The organism is Amycolatopsis sp. MEPSY49, from assembly GCF_051337345.1.
Classification (GTDB): domain Bacteria; phylum Actinomycetota; class Actinomycetes; order Mycobacteriales; family Pseudonocardiaceae; genus Amycolatopsis.
Window position 1 is genome coordinate 132,693 of record NZ_JBDLYJ010000016.1, and the last position, 17,976, is coordinate 150,668.

Annotated in this window: 22 protein-coding genes; 13 read left to right on the forward strand and 9 right to left on the reverse strand. The window is 72.9% G+C overall.

The window, feature by feature from the left end; genetic code table 11:
• Positions 1–44 precede the first annotated feature (44 nt).
• Positions 45–986 (forward strand): anti-sigma factor RsbA family regulatory protein, encoded by a 942-nt coding sequence (locus tag ABFJ78_RS43635; protein ID WP_436393329.1) that lies wholly within the window; start codon positions 45–47, stop codon positions 984–986.
• Positions 987–988: 2 nt separating this feature from the next.
• On the opposite strand, the gene ABFJ78_RS43640 is transcribed toward ABFJ78_RS43635, so the two are convergent.
• Entirely contained in the window at positions 989–1,663 is a 675-nt protein-coding gene (locus tag ABFJ78_RS43640; protein ID WP_436393330.1) for a TetR/AcrR family transcriptional regulator, read from the reverse strand.
• Between the two features lie 104 nt (positions 1,664–1,767).
• Between ABFJ78_RS43640 and ABFJ78_RS43645 the strand changes: the two genes are divergently transcribed.
• Positions 1,768–2,724 (forward strand): NAD-dependent epimerase/dehydratase family protein, encoded by a 957-nt coding sequence (locus tag ABFJ78_RS43645; protein ID WP_436393331.1) that lies wholly within the window; start codon positions 1,768–1,770, stop codon positions 2,722–2,724.
• Here ABFJ78_RS43645 and ABFJ78_RS43650 read toward each other — a convergent pair.
• Positions 2,678–2,905, reverse strand: coding sequence for a hypothetical protein (locus ABFJ78_RS43650; protein WP_436393332.1), 228 nt, complete (start codon positions 2,903–2,905; stop codon positions 2,678–2,680). The genes ABFJ78_RS43645 and ABFJ78_RS43650 overlap by 47 nt on opposite strands.
• Positions 2,906–3,055: 150 nt before the next feature.
• On the opposite strand from ABFJ78_RS43650, the gene ABFJ78_RS43655 reads away from it, so the two are divergent.
• A complete protein-coding gene (locus tag ABFJ78_RS43655) occupies positions 3,056–3,859 on the forward strand; it encodes a siderophore-interacting protein (RefSeq protein WP_436393333.1) in 804 nt (267 codons plus the stop codon).
• On the opposite strand, the gene ABFJ78_RS43660 is transcribed toward ABFJ78_RS43655, so the two are convergent.
• Positions 3,856–4,221, reverse strand: coding sequence for an STAS domain-containing protein (locus ABFJ78_RS43660; protein ID WP_400891873.1), 366 nt, complete (start codon positions 4,219–4,221; stop codon positions 3,856–3,858). The two genes, ABFJ78_RS43655 and ABFJ78_RS43660, sit on opposite strands and share 4 nt — an antisense overlap.
• Positions 4,222–4,574: 353 nt before the next feature.
• Here ABFJ78_RS43660 and ABFJ78_RS43665 point away from each other — a divergent pair, with 353 nt between their 5' ends.
• The 6 genes from ABFJ78_RS43665 (at position 4,575) to ABFJ78_RS43690 (ending at position 10,981) form a co-directional block, all read left to right on the forward strand.
• Positions 4,575–6,140, forward strand: a complete 1,566-nt coding sequence (locus ABFJ78_RS43665; RefSeq protein ID WP_436393334.1) for an acyl-CoA synthetase — start codon at positions 4,575–4,577, stop codon at positions 6,138–6,140.
• On the forward strand, positions 6,137–6,913 hold the full coding sequence (locus ABFJ78_RS43670) for a crotonase/enoyl-CoA hydratase family protein (RefSeq protein WP_436393335.1): 777 nt from the start codon (positions 6,137–6,139) through the stop codon (positions 6,911–6,913). Before ABFJ78_RS43665 ends, ABFJ78_RS43670 begins: the two co-directional genes overlap by 4 nt.
• A complete protein-coding gene (locus tag ABFJ78_RS43675; RefSeq protein WP_436393336.1) occupies positions 6,910–8,826 on the forward strand; it encodes an acetoacetate--CoA ligase in 1,917 nt (638 codons plus the stop codon). Before ABFJ78_RS43670 ends, ABFJ78_RS43675 begins: the two co-directional genes overlap by 4 nt.
• Complete coding sequence (locus tag ABFJ78_RS43680) at positions 8,823–9,710, forward strand: 3-hydroxyacyl-CoA dehydrogenase NAD-binding domain-containing protein (RefSeq protein ID WP_436393337.1); 888 nt, start codon at positions 8,823–8,825, stop codon at positions 9,708–9,710. The genes ABFJ78_RS43675 and ABFJ78_RS43680 overlap by 4 nt, the downstream gene beginning before the upstream one ends.
• A gap of 15 nt (positions 9,711–9,725) precedes the next feature.
• The gene (couO, locus tag ABFJ78_RS43685) at positions 9,726–10,592 is read left to right on the forward strand and encodes a 4-hydroxyphenyl-beta-ketoacyl-CoA hydrolase (protein WP_436393338.1); all 867 of its coding nucleotides are present in this window, start codon (positions 9,726–9,728) and stop codon (positions 10,590–10,592) included.
• A 167-nt stretch (positions 10,593–10,759) separates the two neighbouring features.
• The gene (locus tag ABFJ78_RS43690; protein ID WP_400891859.1) at positions 10,760–10,981 is read left to right on the forward strand and encodes a DUF2188 domain-containing protein; all 222 of its coding nucleotides are present in this window, start codon (positions 10,760–10,762) and stop codon (positions 10,979–10,981) included.
• Positions 10,982–11,095: 114 nt separating this feature from the next.
• Here the strand turns inward: ABFJ78_RS43690 and ABFJ78_RS43695 are convergent, their stop codons facing one another.
• Positions 11,096–11,821, reverse strand: coding sequence for an ATP-binding protein (locus tag ABFJ78_RS43695; protein ID WP_436393339.1), 726 nt, complete (start codon positions 11,819–11,821; stop codon positions 11,096–11,098).
• 122 nt (positions 11,822–11,943) lie between these two features.
• Here ABFJ78_RS43695 and ABFJ78_RS43700 point away from each other — a divergent pair, with 122 nt between their 5' ends.
• The gene (locus ABFJ78_RS43700; RefSeq protein WP_436393340.1) at positions 11,944–12,960 is read left to right on the forward strand and encodes a manganese catalase family protein; all 1,017 of its coding nucleotides are present in this window, start codon (positions 11,944–11,946) and stop codon (positions 12,958–12,960) included.
• 239 nt (positions 12,961–13,199) lie between these two features.
• On the opposite strand, the gene ABFJ78_RS43705 is transcribed toward ABFJ78_RS43700, so the two are convergent.
• Entirely contained in the window at positions 13,200–13,358 is a 159-nt protein-coding gene (locus ABFJ78_RS43705; RefSeq protein WP_436393341.1) for a hypothetical protein, read from the reverse strand.
• A 141-nt stretch (positions 13,359–13,499) separates the two neighbouring features.
• Here ABFJ78_RS43705 and ABFJ78_RS43710 point away from each other — a divergent pair, with 141 nt between their 5' ends.
• A complete protein-coding gene (locus ABFJ78_RS43710) occupies positions 13,500–13,955 on the forward strand; it encodes a DUF4383 domain-containing protein (RefSeq protein WP_436393342.1) in 456 nt (151 codons plus the stop codon).
• A gap of 130 nt (positions 13,956–14,085) precedes the next feature.
• Here the strand turns inward: ABFJ78_RS43710 and ABFJ78_RS43715 are convergent, their stop codons facing one another.
• Entirely contained in the window at positions 14,086–14,727 is a 642-nt protein-coding gene (locus ABFJ78_RS43715; RefSeq protein ID WP_436393343.1) for a hypothetical protein, read from the reverse strand.
• Positions 14,724–14,846: a hypothetical protein gene (locus ABFJ78_RS43720; RefSeq protein ID WP_372662976.1), complete on the reverse strand. Its 123-nt coding sequence runs from the start codon at positions 14,844–14,846 to the stop codon at positions 14,724–14,726. Before ABFJ78_RS43720 ends, ABFJ78_RS43715 begins: the two co-directional genes overlap by 4 nt.
• Between ABFJ78_RS43720 and ABFJ78_RS43725 the strand changes: the two genes are divergently transcribed.
• Positions 14,837–15,586, forward strand: coding sequence for an HAD family hydrolase (locus ABFJ78_RS43725; protein ID WP_436393344.1), 750 nt, complete (start codon positions 14,837–14,839; stop codon positions 15,584–15,586). The genes ABFJ78_RS43720 and ABFJ78_RS43725 overlap by 10 nt on opposite strands.
• Here ABFJ78_RS43725 and ABFJ78_RS43730 read toward each other — a convergent pair.
• Positions 15,579–16,196 (reverse strand): class I SAM-dependent methyltransferase, encoded by a 618-nt coding sequence (locus ABFJ78_RS43730; RefSeq protein ID WP_436393345.1) that lies wholly within the window; start codon positions 16,194–16,196, stop codon positions 15,579–15,581. The two genes, ABFJ78_RS43725 and ABFJ78_RS43730, sit on opposite strands and share 8 nt — an antisense overlap.
• A 57-nt stretch (positions 16,197–16,253) precedes the next feature.
• Complete coding sequence (locus tag ABFJ78_RS43735) at positions 16,254–16,727, reverse strand: carboxymuconolactone decarboxylase family protein (RefSeq protein WP_436393346.1); 474 nt, start codon at positions 16,725–16,727, stop codon at positions 16,254–16,256.
• Between the two features lie 152 nt (positions 16,728–16,879).
• On the opposite strand from ABFJ78_RS43735, the gene ABFJ78_RS43740 reads away from it, so the two are divergent.
• Positions 16,880–17,758, forward strand: a complete 879-nt coding sequence (locus ABFJ78_RS43740; protein ID WP_436393347.1) for an RNA polymerase sigma-70 factor — start codon at positions 16,880–16,882, stop codon at positions 17,756–17,758.
• Positions 17,759–17,976 lie beyond the last annotated feature (218 nt).

Consider the following 17,976-nt stretch of genomic DNA (forward strand, 5'->3'; position numbering starts at 1 on the left):
CGAACCGGTGACGGCGGTCGCGCATACTGGGAGGCGTCCTCGGAATGGGAGGAGGCCAGTTGAGCGCGTCCGCCGATCCCTTCGTGCACCCCGCGTTGTTCTACCGCGACGACGCCGAGTACGTGGCCGGGACGGTTCCGTTCGTGTGGGGCGGCCTCGCCGCCGGCGAACCGGTCGCCGTCGCCGTGCCGGGCCCCAACCTCGAGCTGCTGCGCCGCGAGCTGGGCGCGGACGCGGACCAGGTCCTGCTGCTGGACATGACCGAGGCCGGGCGCAATCCCGGGCGGATCATCCCGCGCGTCCTGCGCGCCTTCGCCGACAAGCACCCGGCCGGGCCGGTGCGGATCATCGGCGAGCCGATCTGGGCCGGGCGCTCGGACGTCGAGTACCCGGCATGCGTGCAGCACGAAGCGCTGATCAACCACGCGTTCGCCGGCCGGGACGTGACAATCCTCTGCCCGTACGACGTTTCGCGGCTCGACCCGGCCGCGCTGGCCGACGCCGAGGCCACGCACCCGGTCCTGATCGACGGCGCCGGCCGCCGCGCCAGCACGGCGTACGCCCCCGACGACGTCCTCACCCGCTACAACCGGCCCCTGCCGGGGCCCGCGGCCGAGCGGGTGGTGGAGCTGGCGGACACGACGGACCTCGCGGCGGCCCGGGCACTGGCCCACGCGCACGCGGCGGCCGGCGGCCTGAGCGCCGACCAGATCGCCGACGTCGAGGTGGTCGTGACGGAGCTGCTGTCCAACTGCGTCGAACACGGCGGCGGCACGGGCACGGTCCGGCTGTGGAGCGAAGCCGGCGAGTTCGTCTGCGAAGTCCAGGACAGCGGCACCCTGGCCGACCCGCTGGCCGGCCGCCACCCGGCGACGCCCGAGCAGCCCCGGGGCCGCGGGCTGCTGCTGGTCAACTACCTGGCCGACCTGGTCCGCCTGCACACCGGCGACCACGGCACGACGTTCCGCGCGTACTTCCGCGCCTGAGGTCAGGGCAGGCCGGCGAGATCGGCCAGCAGCGTCATGTGGTGCTCGAAGTACTCCGCGCGCGCCTGGACCATGTCGTCGAGGCGGTGGAAGACCTCGAAGTTGACCTGGCCGAACAGGTGCGTCCAGGCGAGCAGCGCCCGGTCCAGGCGCTCTTCCGAGAGGTCGCCCGCCTGCTCGTCGACCAGGCGGCGCAGGTCGGCGCGAACCGGGGCGGGCACCGGCGGCCCGGCCGGGACCTCCGGCGCCTCGGCGACGATGGCCGCCAGCAGGAGGATCACCTTGGACGCCGGGGCCACGGTGTCCGGCGGCGCCGCGTAGCCGGGGACGGGGTTGCCGTAGAGCAGGCCGTACTCGGCCGGGTGCGCGAGCGCCCACGACCGGACCGCGTGGCAGGTCGCCAGCCACCGGCCGCGCAGGTCCTCGCGCGGGAGCGCCGCTTCGGCGTCGGCCGCCGCGTCGCCCAGGCCGTCGTAGGCGTCGATGATCAACGCCGTCAGCAGCGCGTCGCGGCTCGGGAAGTACCGGTACAGCGCCGAAGCGACGATGCCCATGTCGCGGGCCACGGCGCGCAGCGAAAGGTTCGCGCCCTCTTCGGCGAGGCGCCGGCGGGCGACTTCCTTGATCTCCTGGTGCATCTCCGAGCGGACCCGGGCACGCAGCGACGAGGCGGACACGGCCCCAGTGTCGCACAGGCGAGAACACTGTTCTTGACTCGACGGCGCCGGATCTCATACGGTGTTCTCGTCCGAGAACAGTGTTCTCCCCCTGGGGGGTTTCCATGGCTCTGCACGTCATCGTCGGCGCCGGTCCGGTCGGCGCGGCCACCGCGCGGCTGCTCGCCGCCCGGGGCGACGAAGTCCGCCTGCTCAGCCGGCGCGGCGGCGGCCCGGCCGTCGACGGCGTCCGGCTCGTGGCCGCGGACGCGACCGACGCCGCCACGCTCGCGCGGCACACGGCCGGCGCGGCCGCGCTGTACAGCTGCGCCGGGCCGGCGTACCACCGCTGGCCCACCGACTGGCCGCCGTTGGGCGCGGCGTTGCTGCACGCGGCCGAGACGAGCGGCGCGGTGCTCGTCACGACCGGGAACCTGTACGCGTACGGCGCGGTCGACGGCCCGATGACCGAGCAGCTGCCCGCGCGCCCGAACTCGGTCAAGGGCGCAGTACGGGCGAAGCTCTGGGCCGACGCGCTGGCGGCGCACGAAGCGGGCCGGATCCGCACGGCCGAGGTCCGCGGGTCGGACTACCTCGGCGCGGGCGCGCTGTCGGCGTTCACCGCGCTGGTGCTGCCGAAGGCCCTGGCGGGCAAGCGCGCGGCGGCGCCGGCCGACCTCGACGCGCCGCACAGCTGGACGTACGTCGGCGACGTCGCCCGCACACTGGTGGCGGTCGCGGCGGACGAAGGAGCATGGGGCCGGCCGTGGCACGCGCCGACGGCACCGCCGATGTCCGTGCGCGGCTTGGCGACGCGCGCGGCGGAGCTGGCCGGAGCCCCGGCGGCCCGCGTGACCACGATGCCGCGGATCGCGCTGCGGCTGGCGGGGGTCTTCAACCCGACGGCGCGGGAGATGCCGGAAGTCGAGTACCAGCTGCGCGGGCCGTTCGTGCTGGACTCGGCGGCGGCGACGGCGGCGTTCGGCATCGAGCCGACATCGACCGATGACGCGTTGCGGGAGACGATCGACGGGCTCACCGGTCGGAAGCACGCCGGAAGGCCCGGCGCAGCAACACGGTGACGGTCGGCCCGACCAGCCGGCCGGCGGCGAACCCGGCGACCACCGGCCACGGCGGGGACGCGAGCCACCACTGGTACCCACCCGAAACCCCGGCCGCGGCGACGGCGAGCAGCCCGACGCCTTCGAACGCGGGCCCGGCGATCGCCCCGCCGAGGCCGACTGCAGCGCGAAGACGTTCCACTGCACCGTCGCGCGCCACTCGACTTCGGTGCGCAGGGCCGCGTACTCGGCCGGCAAGACCGGCATCGGGTCGTCCGGATCCCCCATGACCCCAGGACAGCGTTTGCTACCCTCCAGTCATTAGGCAAGCCTTACCTAAACTGGAGGATCGATGGCCCGGCAGAACCTGACCGCCACGCGGATCAAGCCCGACACCGCCGAGCTGCTCACCCTCCGCGTCCTGCGCCGGGACCGGATCTCGCCGCACTTCTCGCGCGTCACCCTCGGCCAGGACGACGTCGGCGGCTTCACCCCCATGGGGTTCGACCAGTGGTTCCGCCTCTTCATCCCGGTCGCCGAGAACTCGCTGTCCCGGCTCCCCAAGCGGCTCAACGCCCTCTCCTACGCCAAGTACCTGACCATCGCGAAGACCACCCGGCCGGTCCTGCGCAACTACACCGTCCGCGCCTACCGCCCGCTCGGGCCCGACGGTCCCGAGCTCGACGTCGACTTCGTCCTGCACGGCGACGGGCCGGCCGGTATCTGGGCCCAGCGGTGCGAGCGCGGGGACGCCGTCGCCATCCTCGACGAAGGGATCGGCTTCAACCCCGCGCCCGGCACGGACCACTTCCTGCTCGTGGCCGACGAAACCGGGCTGCCGGCGATCGCGGGCGTCCTGAACTCGCTGCCGGACACCGCCACCGGGCACGCCCTGATCGAAATCCCGGACACCGAAGACCGGCAGGACCTGCAGGCCCCGCCCGGCGTCGAGGTCGGGTGGCTGCCCCGCGGCCGCGGGACCGCGCCCGGACGGACGGCCTTGGCCGCCGCCCAGGGTCTGCGCACGCCGGAAGAACCGGTGCACGCCTGGGTCGTCGGCGAGTCCGGCCTGGCCGTGAACCTGCGCCGACACTGGGTGCGTGCCGGGATCCCGAAGAACGACATCATGTTCTGCGGGTACTGGAAGGCCCGCTAGTTCGGGATCTCCGTCGCCCGCTCCCAGCCCGACGGCAGCGGACTCAGGTTCAGCGCGTGGTCGAGGCCGCTGCCGGCCAGGGCCCGGCGCACGACGCGGTTGTCGCCGGTGACGATCCGGAGGGTGGTGTTCTCGCGGACCGTCCGGACGTGGATGTCCGCGAGGACGGAAAGCCCGGCCGAGTCCAGGAAGTCGACCTCGGAGAGGTCGAGCACCAGCGTCGGGAAGCGCCGGTGCGCCCAGGTGGCGAGGACCGAGCCGAGCTCGGCGGCGCTGTCCTCGTCGAGGGCGCCGCTGATCCGGACCATCACCGCGCCGAAGTACGGGCGGATGACCTTGATGGCGGAGGAACTTCGTTCCACGCGGGGGGACGGCACGGGGATCGCCGTCGCGGAGTGCTGCACGACCAACATCTTCTGTACGCCTTCAGTCGCGGATGGCGTGCCGAGCGGTGTCCACTGCCCGCTCGAACGCCGGCAAGTCTGGGGGAGGGCGGCTGCTCCTGAACCGCCCCTCGCAGCCTAGTCCTTGATCCAAACGGCGCAACCCCGCCAACGGCCGAACCGGCGGTGAATCACTGTCGGCCGAAAGCACGTCTTCCCGGCGTAGGCACCAAAACCCGCCGCCGGACGGCCCGCCCTTGACAGCCCGCGCGGGTGACAGTCAGACTCGACCACGTCTCAGGGTTCCTGATATAGCAGACGGAGGTGCCGGCGTGACCCGATCGCCGCACGGCCCGGCCGACTTCGGCCTCGGCAGCTGGCCCGCGCGCCGGGCCCGGATCTCCCCCGGGCGCACCGCGCTCGTCCAGCCCGGCCGCACGCGCACCTACGCCGGGCTCGCCGAGCGCGTCGAACGGCTGGCCGGCGCGCTCGCCCGGCTCGGCGTCCGGCCGGGCGACCGCGTCGCGTACCTCGGGGTCAACGACGTCACCGTCTTCGAGACGCTCTTCGCCACCGCCCGCCTCGGCGCGCTCTTCGTGCCGCTCAACTACCGGCTCTCCCCCACCGAGATCCGCTACATGCTCGAAGACAGCGGCGCTTCGGTGCTCGTGCACAGCCCTGATACCGACAACCTCGTGGCCGGCCCCCTGCCGGAAACGCTTCGCCACGTCGTCGCGACGGACCCGGCGTCCTGCCCGGCGGGCGGGCTGGACTACGAAGCCGAACTCGCCGCCGCCGACGATCCGCCGGCCACCGGCGTGCGGCTCGAGGACCCCTGCCTGCTGCTCTACACCTCCGGCACCACCGGCCGGCCGAAGGCCGCGGTCCTCACTCACGGGAACCTCACCTGGAACACCGTCAACCAGCTCGCCCACCTCGACGTCCTGGGCACAGACAAGGCGCTGTGCATCGCGCCGCTGTTCCACTGCGTCGGGCTGGGCCAGATCACGCTCCCGACGCTGTTCAAGGGCGGCAGCGTGGAACCGGTGGCGAAGTTCGACCCCGGCACGATCCTCGGCCGGATCGGCGAGGCCGGCATCACGAGCTTCTCCGCCGTCCCCACCATGCTGGAAATGCTGTGCCGCCACGAAGACTGGGACCGCACGGACCTGAGCTCGCTGACGTGCGTGCTCTACGGCGGCTCGCCGGTCGCCGAACGCGTCGCCCGCGCGTGGCTCGACCGCGGGGTGAAACTCCTTCAGGGCTACGGGATGACCGAGGCCTCCCCCGGCGTCTCGATGGCCACCCACGAAGGGACCCTCGACCACCCCGTCGCCGCGGGCGTGCCGCACTTCTTCACCGACGTGGCCGGTCTCGGCCCCGACCTGACCCCCGCGCCGCTTTCCGGGACGCCCGCGGAGCTGCTGGTGCGCGGCCCGCACGTCTTCGGCGGCTACTGGAACCGGCCCGAGGAGTCGAAGGCGAGCTTCGTCGACGACGACTGGTTCCGCACCGGCGACGTCGTCAAGGTCGACGACGACGGCTGGGCCCACATCGTCGACCGCGTCAAGGACATGATCATCTCCGGTGGCGAGAACGTCTACCCGGCCGAGATCGAAGCCGTCGCGGTCCGGCTCGACGCGGTCGGCGACTGCGCGGTCGTGGGCGTGGCCGACGAGCGCTGGGGCGAGGTCGGCGCCGCCTTCGTCGTCCGCCGGGCCGGCGCCGAGCTCGACGAAGCCGCCTTCCGCGCCCACCTCGAACAGCACCTCGCCCGCTACAAGATCCCGAAGCACATCGAGTTCACCGAAGCCCTGCCCCGCAACGCCACCGGCAAGATCCGCCGCGTCGAACTCCGCGCGCGGGCCGCCGAAGCCTTCCCGAACGGACCCGCATGACCACCGCTCTCCTGCCCCCGTCCCTGCGCCTCGAGCTGCACGACGACGTCGCCGTGCTGCGGCTCGCGCGGCCCGAGAAGCGCAACGCCCTCGACGACGCCACCGTGCTCGGCCTCGAAGCGTTCTTCGGCGCGCCACCGCGCGGGGTCAAGGCCGTCGTGCTCGACGCCGTGGGCGAGCACTTCTCCGCCGGGCTCGACCTGTCCGAGCTGACCGAGCGCGACACGTTCGAAGGCCTGGAGCACTCGATGATGTGGCACCGCGCCTTCGAGCGGCTCGAACGCGGGCGCGTCCCGGTCGTCGCCGTGCTCCGCGGCGCGGTCGTCGGGGGCGGCCTGGAACTCGCGGCGGCCGCGCACATCCGCGTCGCCGAGCCCTCGGCGTTCTACGCGCTGCCCGAAGGCCAGCGCGGCCTGTTCGTCGGCGGCGGCGCGTCGGTGCGGGTGCCGCGCCTGATCGGCGCCCACCGGATGGCCGACATGATGCTCACCGGCCGCGTCCTCGACGCCGACGAAGGCCACGCCGCCGGGCTGTCGCACTACCGCGTCGACGACGGCTCCGCGCACGCGCTCGAGCTGGCCCGCAAGATCGCTGCCAACTCCCCGATCACGAACTTCGCCGTTTTGCAGGCACTGCCCCGCATCGCCGAGGCCAACCCCGCCGAGGGGTACCTCCTGGAAGCGCTGATGGCCGCCGTCGCCGGCGGCAGCGCCGAGGCCAAGGAGCGGATGCGGGCGTTCCTGGACAAGCGCGCCGGGAAGGTCGGCCGATGATCCTGCGCCCGGTCGCGCCCGACGTCCGCGAAACCACCGAGATCGGCCGGTACCTGACCTGGCTGGCCGAGCGCGGCCGCCGGTTCGACGACTACGCCGCGCTGCACCACTGGTCGGTGACCGACCTCGACGGCTTCTGGTCGTCGATCAAGGACTTCTTCGGCGTGCGCTTCCACTCCCCGGCGAGCGCGGTCGTGCCGGACCGGCGGATGCCGGGCACCGAGTGGTTCCCCGGCGCGACCCTCAACTACGCCGAGCACGCCCTCGGCGGCCCCGCCGGCGAAGTCGCCGTCATCGCGTACTCGCAGACGCGCGAACGCACCGAACTGACGTGGGACGAGCTGCGCGACCAGGTCGCCCGCGCCCGTGCGGGCCTGCGCCGGCTCGGCGTCGGACGCGGCGACCGCGTCGCGGCGTACCTGCCGAACATCCCCGAAACCGTCGTCGCCTACCTGGCGGCCGCGAGCCTCGGTGCGGTCTGGGCGTCCTGCGCGCCCGAGTTCGGCGCCCGCTCGGTCGTCGACCGGTTCGGCCAGATCGAGCCGCGCGTGCTGCTGACCGTGTCCGGCTACCGCTACGGCGCCAAGGACGTCGACCGCCGCGCCGAGGTGGCCGAGATCCGCGCCGGCCTGCCGACCGTCGAGCACGTCGTCCACGTCCCCTACGGCGAGCACGACCTCCCGGACACCCTCGCCTGGAACGACCTGCTGACCGAGAGCGCGCCCGGGTTCGAGCCAGTCGGCTTCGCGCACCCGCTGTGCGTGCTGTTCTCCTCCGGCACCACCGGCAAGCCGAAGGCGATCGTGCACGGCCACGGCGGGATCCTGCTGGAGCACCTCAAGAACCACGGCCTCAGCTGGGACCTGCGCCCCGGCGACCGGATCCTGTGGTTCTCCACCACCGCCTGGATGATGTGGAACGCGCTGGTCTCGGGGCTGCTCACCGGCGCGTCGATCGTGCTGGTCGACGGCAACCCGCTGCACCCGGACCTCGCGTGGCAGTGGCGGCTCGCCGCCGAGACCCGCGCGACGCTGATGGGCGCGAGCCCGGGTTTCCTGATGGCCTGCCGGAAGGCGGGGCTCGATCCGGCCGCGGAGTTCGACCTGTCGGCGCTGCGGCAGATCGGCGCGGCGGGCAGCCCGCTGCCCGCCGACGGCTACCACTGGGTGCGGGCCGTCTTCGGGCCGGACGTGCTGCTCAACGTCGGCAGCGGCGGCACCGACGTCTGCAGCGGGATCGTCCAGGGCGGCCCGCTGCAGCCCGTGCTGGCCGGCGAGATCTCCGGGCCCTGCCTGGGAGTCGACGCGAAGGCGTTCGACGAGCACGGCACCGAGGTCGTCGGCGAGCTGGGCGAGCTCGTGATCACCGCGCCGATGCCGTCGATGCCGGTCGGGTTCTGGGGCGACGACACCGGTGCGCGCTACCGCGACACGTACTTCGACGTCTATCCGGGCGTCTGGCGCCACGGCGACTGGATCCGGTTTTCCCCCGGCGGCGGCTGCGTCATCGCGGGCCGCTCGGACGCCACCCTCAACCGCGGCGGCGTCCGGCTCGGCACCGCCGAGTTCTACGCCGTGGTCGAGGAGCTGCCGGAGGTCGACGACTCGCTCGTCGTGCACCTGGAAGACCCGGCGGGCGGCAACGGCGACCTTCGCCTCTACGTCGTGCTCCGCGACGCCGTCTTGGACGCGCCACTGCGCGAGAAGATCGCGACGGCGTTGAAGAGCGCGCTGTCGCCGCGGCACGTGCCGGACACGATCACCGCCGTCCCGGTGATCCCCCGCAACCGCACCGGGAAGAAACTGGAGCTGCCCGTGAAGAGACTCCTGCTCGGCGCCCGGGCCGACGACGTCGTCGGCCGGGACGTCCTCGCCGATCCCACCGCGCTCGACCACTTCGGGACGTCCGCATGACCACCGTCGCGGTCGTCGGCACCGGCGTGATCGGCGCGAGCTGGGCCAGGCTCTTCCTCGCGAACGGCCTCGACGTCGTGGCCACCGATCCGGCGCCGGACGCCGAGGAGCGGTTGCGAGGTGCGCTGGAAGACACGGATCGGCTGCGGTTCGTCGCCGACCCCGGCGAAGCGGCTTCGGTCGCGGACTTCGTCCAGGAGAACGGTCCGGAGCGCGAGGACGTCAAGCACGCGCTGTTCGCCGTCCTCGACGAGGCCACGCGGCCGGACGTGGTCCTGGCGAGCAGCTCCTCCGGGCTGCTGCCGAGTGCCATCGCGCGCGGCTGCCCGCGCCACCCCGAGCGGGTCGTCGTCGGGCACCCGTTCAACCCGCCGCACCTGATCCCGCTCGTCGAGGTCGTGCCCGGCCGCGACACCGCGCCCGAGGTCGTCGACCGGGCCGTGGCGTTCTACACCTCCGTCGGGAAGCGGCCGATCCGGCTGGCGCGCGAGGTGCCCGGCCACGTCGCGAACCGGCTGCAGGCCGCGCTGTGGCAGGAGGCGTATTCGCTGGTGGAGCGCGGTATCGCGACGGTCGCCGACATCGACACGGCGATCGCGAACGGGCCCGGGCTGCGCTGGGCCGTGCTCGGCCCGTTCCTCAACCAGCACCTCTCCGGCGGCGCGGGCGGGCTCGCGCACGTCCTCGCGCACCTCGGCCCGCCGACCGAAGAGTGGTGGCGCGACCTCGGCCGCGTCCACCTGACCCCCGAGCTGGCCGAAACGCTCGTCGCCGGGGTCGACGCCGAACTGGCCGGCACCGACGACCATTCCCTCGTCGCCGCGCGCGACGCCGTCCTGCACCAGCTGCTGGCCGCCAAGGCCGCGCAGCCCGACCTGCCCTGAGCTCCGGAGATTCCCGTGGACCTTTCCGCACTGACCGCCATCGACGTCCACACCCACGTCGAACAGGACGGGCACGGCTGCTTCGCCCTCGACCAGGAACTGCTGGACGCCTCGGCGAAGTACTTCCGCGCCGACCAGGACCGGACGCCGACGGTGACCTCGATCGCCGAGCACTACCGGGCGCGGAACATGGCCGCCGTGGTCTTCACGGTCGAGGCGCCGGCCGCGACCGGGCACCCCGCGCTCTCGAGCGAGGAGATCGCCGACGCGGCCGCCGAGCACGCCGACGTGCTCATCCCGTTCGGCTCGGTCGACCCGCACGCCGGCAAGGCCGCCGTGCGCCGCGCGCGGCGCCTGGTCACCGAGCACGGCGTCCGGGGCTTCAAGTTCCACCCGAGCCTGCAGGCGTTCGAGCCGAACGACGTCCGGTACTACCCGCTGTACGAGGCGATCCAGGAGCTGGGCGTCCCGGCGCTGTTCCACACCGGGCAGACCGGGATCGGCGCGGGCCTGCCGGGCGGGCACGGCATCAAGCTGCGCTACTCGAACCCGATGCTGCTCGACGACGTCGCCGCGGACTTCCCGGGCCTGACGATCATCCTGGCCCACCCGTCGGTGCCGTGGCAGGACGAGGCGATCTCCGTCGCGACGCACAAGGCGAACGTGTACATCGACCTGTCCGGCTGGTCGCCGAAGTACTTCCCGCCGCAGCTGGTCCGCGCGGCGAACTCGCTGCTGAAGCGCAAGGTGCTGTTCGGCTCGGACTTCCCGGTCATCACGCCGGACCGCTGGCTCGCCGACTTCGCGGCCCTCGACCTGAAGGACGAGGTGCGCCCGCTGATCCTCAAGGACAACGCCGTCCGGGTACTCGGCCTGGGCTGAACGTTTGTCCGGTCCGTCCCCGGGCACCCGGCGGGTCTGGCGCAGTTACTGAGCCGACCAAAAGTAGGCCGACCCCCGAGTGGCGCGCGACGTGGCTACGAAGTCGTTCGGCCGTGACTGTGGTCGGCTCAGTAACCATAGGCACAGTGCGGACGGAGGCGGACGTCGTGGCCGAGGGTGACGTGCACACCTACTTCGAAGACGGGCTGTGGAAGAACCGCGTCGAAGGCGGCAGCCGGGCGTCCAACACCTCGCCCCGCCGGACCGACGCCGTGCTGTCCGGCCGGCTGATCGCGAAGAAGCGGCGCGTCGGGCACGTGGTCCACACACCCGAGGGCGACGTCGAGACCGAGCGCGACTACCGGCCGCGGGTCAAGCGTCCACAGTAGACGAAGACCCGCTTCCGCCCGGCGAAGGCTGGGGGTTACCTGCGAGCGGAAGCGGGAGCCTGTACCCGTTACAACGCAGGCAAAGCAGCGGTGTTCCCCGACGTGACGCGGGCCTCAGCGCCGGGCCAGCACGGCCCACACGGTCTTGCCGCCGGACCGGCACCGGCTGCTCCCCCACGTCTTCGCGACCTTGGCGACCATCCGCAGGCCGAGTCCCGTCTCGGTGAGGTCCAGCCCTTCGCGGACGACGGCCGGGCGCGAACTCTCGTCGGTCACCTCGACGGACAACCGCCCGCGGCGCAGCTCCAGCCGCAGCCGGGGCGTCGAATCCGTGTGCCGCAGCGTGTTTTCGACGAGTTCGGTGGCGATCAGCTCGGCGTCCTCGATCAGTTCGGGCACCCGCCACTCGGCGCACGTCCCCCGGACGAACTCCCGGGCGCGCGCGGAGGTGCGCGAAGACCGGACCAGCAGCCGCCGGGCCCGTTTGCCCGCGGGGCGCCTCAGCGCGGCTTCGGCCGCGGCGACGTCGGCGTACACGGGCACCCGCCGGCCGGCCAGCACGGCCCGCTGCTCGGCGCGTCCGGTGATGAGGGCGAAGGGCACCGCGGGCCAGTCGCCCACCCGCAGCGCGACCAGCGCGAACACCCGCAGCAGCTCCGGGTCGCGCAGGGCGAGGCGTTCGATGTCGACGAACACGGCGCCTTCGGATTCGGCGGCGAGCTCGAGCAGGCCGTCGCGCAGCCGCGGATAGGTCGTCCGGTCCAGCACGCCGACGACGGAAGCGGTGACGGCCGAGGCCGCCGGGGAAACCAGCCACACGGAATTGTGCCGGGCGAGCACCGGGACCACCTCCTGGTGAAAAGGACTTCGATCGGATATCCGGTCAGGGACCACTCAAACGGCCGGTTTCCGGTTGATCGCTCCCGGCGGGGGAACCCGGGCGGCTCGGAAGGGAGACGACCTTGTTCCGTCACACGAAACTGCTGCAGTTCGAAGCCAAACCCGAGAAGCCGGACCCCGTGTACGCCCACAAGCTGCAGGAACTGATCGGCGGCGCGTTCGGCGAAATGAGCGTGACGATGCAGTACCTGTTCCAGGGCTGGAACTGCCGCGTCGAGGGCAAGTACAAGGACCTGATCATGGACACCGCGACCGAGGAGATCGGGCATGTCGAGATGCTCGCCACCATGGTCGCGCGGCTGCTCGAGGGCGCACCGGCGACGGCCACTGCCGAGGCCGTCAAGGACCCGGTGATGGCCGCCGTCATCGGCGGGATGGACCCGCAGCAGGCCATCGTCGCCGGCGGCGGCGCACTCCCGGCCGACAGCAACGGCTACCCGTGGAACGGCAGGTACATCGTCGCCTCCGGCAACCTGCTCGCCGACTTCCGCGCCAACGCGGCCGCGGAAGCCCAAGGACGCCTCCAGACCGCCCGGCTCTACAACATGACCGACGACCCCGGCGTCAAGGCGATGCTGAAGTTCAACCTCGCCCGCGACACCGTCCACCAGAAGCAATGGCTGGCCGCGATCGAGGAGCTGGAAGCCGACGGGCTCGAAGGCCCGATCGCGCCGACCGCGCTGTTCGACGAAGAGGACCAGACGCACAACCGCACGATCTGGCACCTGTCCGACGGTCCGGACGGCCCGGCGGTGACCACGGACCTCGAGTACCTGATGGACCCGGAGCCGTTGGGCGGCCCGGGAACCGCGCCGAAGCCGGACCCGGCGCTCTACAGCACGTACCCGGCGGAGTCGTCGCCGCTCGAACCGGCGGAGGGCGACGTCGAGACGTTCCACGACGGGGAAGTCTGGAAGAACAAGGTGGTCGGCAACTCGCGGGCGTCGGGCAGCGCGGAGAAGAAGTCGGACGCGGTGGCGGCGGGCCGGAAGCTGGCGATCAAGCGCGGCACGGCCCACTTCATCCACACGAAGGACGGCCGGGTCGGCGAGCGCCGGACGTACCCGCGAGCCCGCTGACCCGCCGGCTGCCCACGTCATGAACGACTCGTTCAGCGCGCCGGACGCCAGGGCTCCGGCAAAGTCGTTGGCCGCGCGGTCTGCCCGGCGTCGCGGCGATGTCATGAAAGGGTCGTTCATGTCGTCTGACGAGGTGAACGACCCGTTCATGACCTGCGGGCGACCGGATCGGCCGCGCAGACCTGACTTTGCCGGGACCCTGGCGCCGGACGTCCTGAACGAGTCGTTCACGACGTCCCTCAGCCGGTGGGCATGCCGCCGTGGTCGGCGTCTTGCTCGTCGGTCGGCGCCGGGCCCGGCTCCTGGTCGCGGAACGTCGGCTCGGTGTGCTCGCCGCCGATGTCCGCGTCCTCTTCCATGCTTTCGGCGGTCACCGGGTCGATTTCGGGAGTGCTCATCGCTTCCTCCATTCGGGCGAAACCGGCGCATACCCGGCGGCCGGTGCGGCGAAACGCGTTTGCCCGGCCCCGCGCCGGGCATGCCGCCCCGGCACGGGCCCCCGGCCGAGGGCCCGTCCCATCCGAATCGGAGGAACCACCATGGCATCGACGGAGACCGCCGTCCGGCGGACCCCGCGCCAGCTGCTCGCGGCGATCGTGGGAGTGGTTTTCCTGCTGGTCGGCGTGCTGGGGTTCATCCCCGGCGTGACGACGAACTACGACATGCTCACCGGCGCCGGGCACCACTCCGGGGCGTTGCTGCTCGGGATCTTCAACGTCTCGATCCTGCACAACATCGTCCACCTGGCGTTCGGCGTCGCCGGGCTCGTGCTGGCCCGGACCCCGGGCGGCGCCAAGGCGTTCCTCGTCGGCGGCGGCGTGATCTACCTGGTGCTGTGGCTGTACGGCCTGGTGATCGACCAGGACAGCGCGGCCAACTTCGTCCCGGTCAACACGGCCGACAACTGGCTGCACTTCGGCCTGGGCGTCGGCATGGTCGCGCTCGGCCTGATCCCGCTGGGCGCGACCCGCAGCCCCATCGCCGACTCGCGCTGAGCCCGCGGGGCCGGGCGGCCCACACGGCCGCCCGGCCCCGCGGGCTCCGCGCGAGTCGGCGATGGGGCGGCGGGGCGCGCCCCGCCGCCCCATCGCCGACTCGCGCGGAGCCCGCGGGGCCGGGCGGCCCTCACGGCCGCCCGGCCCGGCTCCCCGCGTAAGCCCGTTCCCGCACCGCCGCGAGCCATTCCGGCGCTACTTCGAGGCCGTCCGGACGGTGCCGCATCGGATCGAACGCCGGCGCGTCGCCCCCGACCTCCGACAGGGTCAGCTCCGCGCTGTCGCACCAGCGCCCGTCCTCACGGCCGGTCCGCAGCACGAACCCCAGGCCGCCCGCCGCCACCACCGCTTCGAGGGACGCGTCCAGCCGCGGCGACTCCGCGGCTGCCCACGCCCCCAGCCAGATCAGCCGATCCGCGCGGCGGTAGGGCACCAGGCTGCTGTACGCGCCGCCGGTCCACGTCGCCGCCGGCCGGGGCAGCATCCGGCCGAGGTGGCCGCGGCCGGACGTCGTCAAGGTGAGATCCCACGGCCCGCCGTCGCGGCCCGCGCCGGGGATGCGCACCGCCAGCCCGAGCGCGTCCGGCAGCCGGCCCGGCGTGCCCGCGCCCTTGGACAGCCGGGCGACGACCGCCGTCGGCCCGGCCGGCCACGGCAGGTCGTCGTCGACCGGACGCAGCTCGCCGCGCAACACGAGCCCGGCCGGGTGGAAAGCGCGGGCGCGGCGCACGGCGGCCAGCCCGCGGAAGCCGGCCGCCACCAAGCCGGTCAACGGTCTTCGGTCGCTTCGCGCTCGGCCGCCTCGCGCTGCTCCCCCGGCTCGAGCTCGTCCGTGCCGCCGAGCTCGCGGTCCAGCTCGGTCGCGGCGTCGCGGTCGTCCGGTGTCGTCATGTGTAGGTCCTCTCCCGTCGGGTACCCCGGCGATACCCGTCCGGAGCCCGCCGAAACCCGAGGAGACCACCATCGCCACCGCGGTCCTGTTCGACGTCGACGGCACGCTCGTCGACTCCAACTACCTCCACGTCCACGCCTGGCGGCGGGCCTTCCACGAGCTGGACCGGGAGGTCGACTCCTGGCGCGTGCACCGCGCGATCGGCAAGGGGTCCGGCAAGCTGCTGAGCACCCTGCTGGGCGACGAAGACGCCGAGCGCGTCGGCGACGAGGTCAAGGAACTGCACACCCGTTACTACCTCGAGGACGCCGAGCTGCTGCGGCCGTTCGCCCAGGCCCCGGAGCTGGTCAAGGCGCTGGCCGCGAAGGGCGTGCGGGTGGTCCTGGCGACGTCGGCGGGTCCCGACGAGCTGGACGTGCTGCGCAAGACCCTCGGCGTCGACGACGTGGTCAAGGACATCGTCGCCGGTTCGGACGTCGAGGCGACGAAACCCGACCCGGAACCGGTGCGGGTGGCTCTCGAGAAGGCGGGCACGGCGCCGGAGGACACGATCTTCGTCGGCGACGCGGTCTGGGACGTCCGGGCCGCGACGAAGGCCGGCGTGCGCACGATCGGCGTGCTGTCGGGCGGGGTCGGCGCGGCCGAACTCGAAGAGGCGGGCGCGATCGCGACCTACGACGACGTCGCCGCGCTGCTGGCCGACCTCGAGCAGAGCCCCCTGGCGGAGCTGTTCAGCTGACCTTGCGGGCCACCAGCCGTTCGACCAGCCCCAGCTTGAACCGCTCCCGCCGTTCGATCGGCATCCCGAGCGCCTCCACCAGCTTCAGCGGGCGGCGCCGGAAGTGCTCGCCCGCCAGCGGGACGCTCGCCAGCTCCACCAGCCACTGCGCCGCCCGGACCAGGACCGGCGAGCCCGCCACGTGGTCGACCAGGATCAGCCGCCCGCCCGGGCGCAGGACGCGGTGCATCTGCGCCACCGCCGCCGCGGGGTCCGGGATCGCGCAGAGGCCGAACGTGCACACCGCCGTGTCGAACGACGCCTCGGCGAACGGCAGCTCGTGCGCGCTGCCCTGCCGGAGCGTCACCTCGCGGCCCAGGTCACGAGCGCGTGTGCGGGCGATCTCCAGCATCCCGGTGCTGAGGTCCAGGCCGGTGAGCGTCACCCCCGCGGGGTACCAGGGCAGGTTGAGCCCGGTGCCGACGGCGACCTCCAGCACCTCGCCGGTCGCCTGCCCGCAGGCCCACTCCCGGGAGTCGCCGAAGAGGCGGCGGTCCCAGACGCCCATCTCCGCGTCGTAGGTCGCCGACTTGCGGTCCCAGTACCGGTTCCACCGCTGCGCCTTCGTCATGTCCCCAGCGAAGCACGAACCGGCCCGGGATCGGGTGATCCCGGGCCGGGAAACCGCTCAGCCGAACATGCCGGGCTCGTAGGCCCCGCCCCGCTGGTGCAGGATCACCGCGAGCCGGTTGGCCGAGTTCATCTGGGCCACCAGCGCGACCAGCGCCGCGGTCTGATCGTCGTCGAAGTGCTTGCGCACGCTCTCCCAGGTGTCGTCGGACACGCCCGGGGCGGCGTCGGCGAGCCGGGTGCCCTCCTCGGCCAGCGCCAGCGCGGCCCGCTCGGGCTCGGTGTAGACCGTGGCTTCGCGCCACGCCGCGACGAGGTTGATCCGCACCGCGGACTCCCCGGCGGCGGCCAGCTCCTTCGTGTGGATGTCGACGCACCAGCCGCAGCCGTTGATCTGGCTGACGCGCAGCGACACCAGCTCCTGGGTGATCTTCGGCAGCGGCGACTGGATGATCGCCAGGCTCGCGGTGCCGAACCGCTTGGCGAACTTCGCGCCGATTTCGTTGTCGGTCAAGGTGAACCGGGGTTCCATGGTTCCTCACTTCGGGATCGCGGAACGGTCGGCCAGGAGATGCCGGGCCACCCGGTGGCCGTGACACCACCGGCGCGTGACGACGGTCACTGTCACACGTCGGCGTCGGGCGGCATCTGGTGGGAAACTCGACGCCGACTGAGGAGCCACCCATGGCCGACCCCGTGACCGAGGCGTTCGTCGCGCACCGGAACCTGCTGTTCACCGTCGCCTACCAGATGCTCGGCTCGGCGGCCGACGCCGAAGACGTCCTGCAGGAGACGTGGCTGCGCTGGGCGGACGTCGACCGCGCCGTCGTGCGCGACGACCGCGCGTACCTGGTCCGGATCACCACGCGCTTGGCGCTGATGCGGCTGCGGACCTTGGGTCGGCGCAAGGAGTCCTACGTCGGCCCGTGGTTGCCCGAGCCGTTGCTGACCGCGCCGGACGTCGCCGAGGACATCGAGCTGGCCGAGAGCGTGTCGATGGCGATGCTGCTGGTGCTGGAGACGCTGACGCCGGCCGAGCGCGCGGTGTTCGTGCTGCGCGAGGTGTTCGCCCTGGACTACGCCGAGATCGCCGAAGCCGTCGGCAAGCCCGCGGCGACGGTCCGCCAGATCGCCCACCGCGCCCGTTCCCACGTCGCCGCGCGCCGGCCCCGCGGCGACGTGTCCCCCGCGACGTCCCGTGACGCGCTGGTGGCGTTCCGGCGCGCGGTGGAGACGGGCGACCTGCGGGAGCTGCTGGACATCCTCGCCCCGGACGTGGTGTTCCTCGGCGACGGCGGCGGAGTGGTCCAGGCCGTGCTCGAACCGGTGGTCGGCTCTTCGGCGGTGGCCCGCCTGCTCACGGCCGGCGTCGGGAACTTCGCGACCGGCTCCCTGACGGCGGCCCAGGTCAACGGCCACCCGGCGCTGGTCCTCCGCCGCGACGGCGAGGTCGACACGGTTCTGGCGCTGCGCATCGACGACGGGCTCGTCACGGGCCTGTACGCGGTGCGCAACCCGGCGAAACTGTCGCGTTTGGACGAAGAGACGCCCTTGCGGCGGTGAGCCGGAGCGCCGGCGACCGCACCGCCTCAGCGGGAAGTGAACGACCACGACGAGGAGGACTACCACCCACGGGGCAAGGGCGGTGTTGCTCGCACCCACCAGGACGGAGACGATCTCGACAACGGCCCCCAAGCTGGGGCGGCCGGAAGTACCTCCATACATGCTCACCATGCACGACCTTCCCTCTGCGCAGGCCCCGGCCGGGGCTCGAGTTCGAG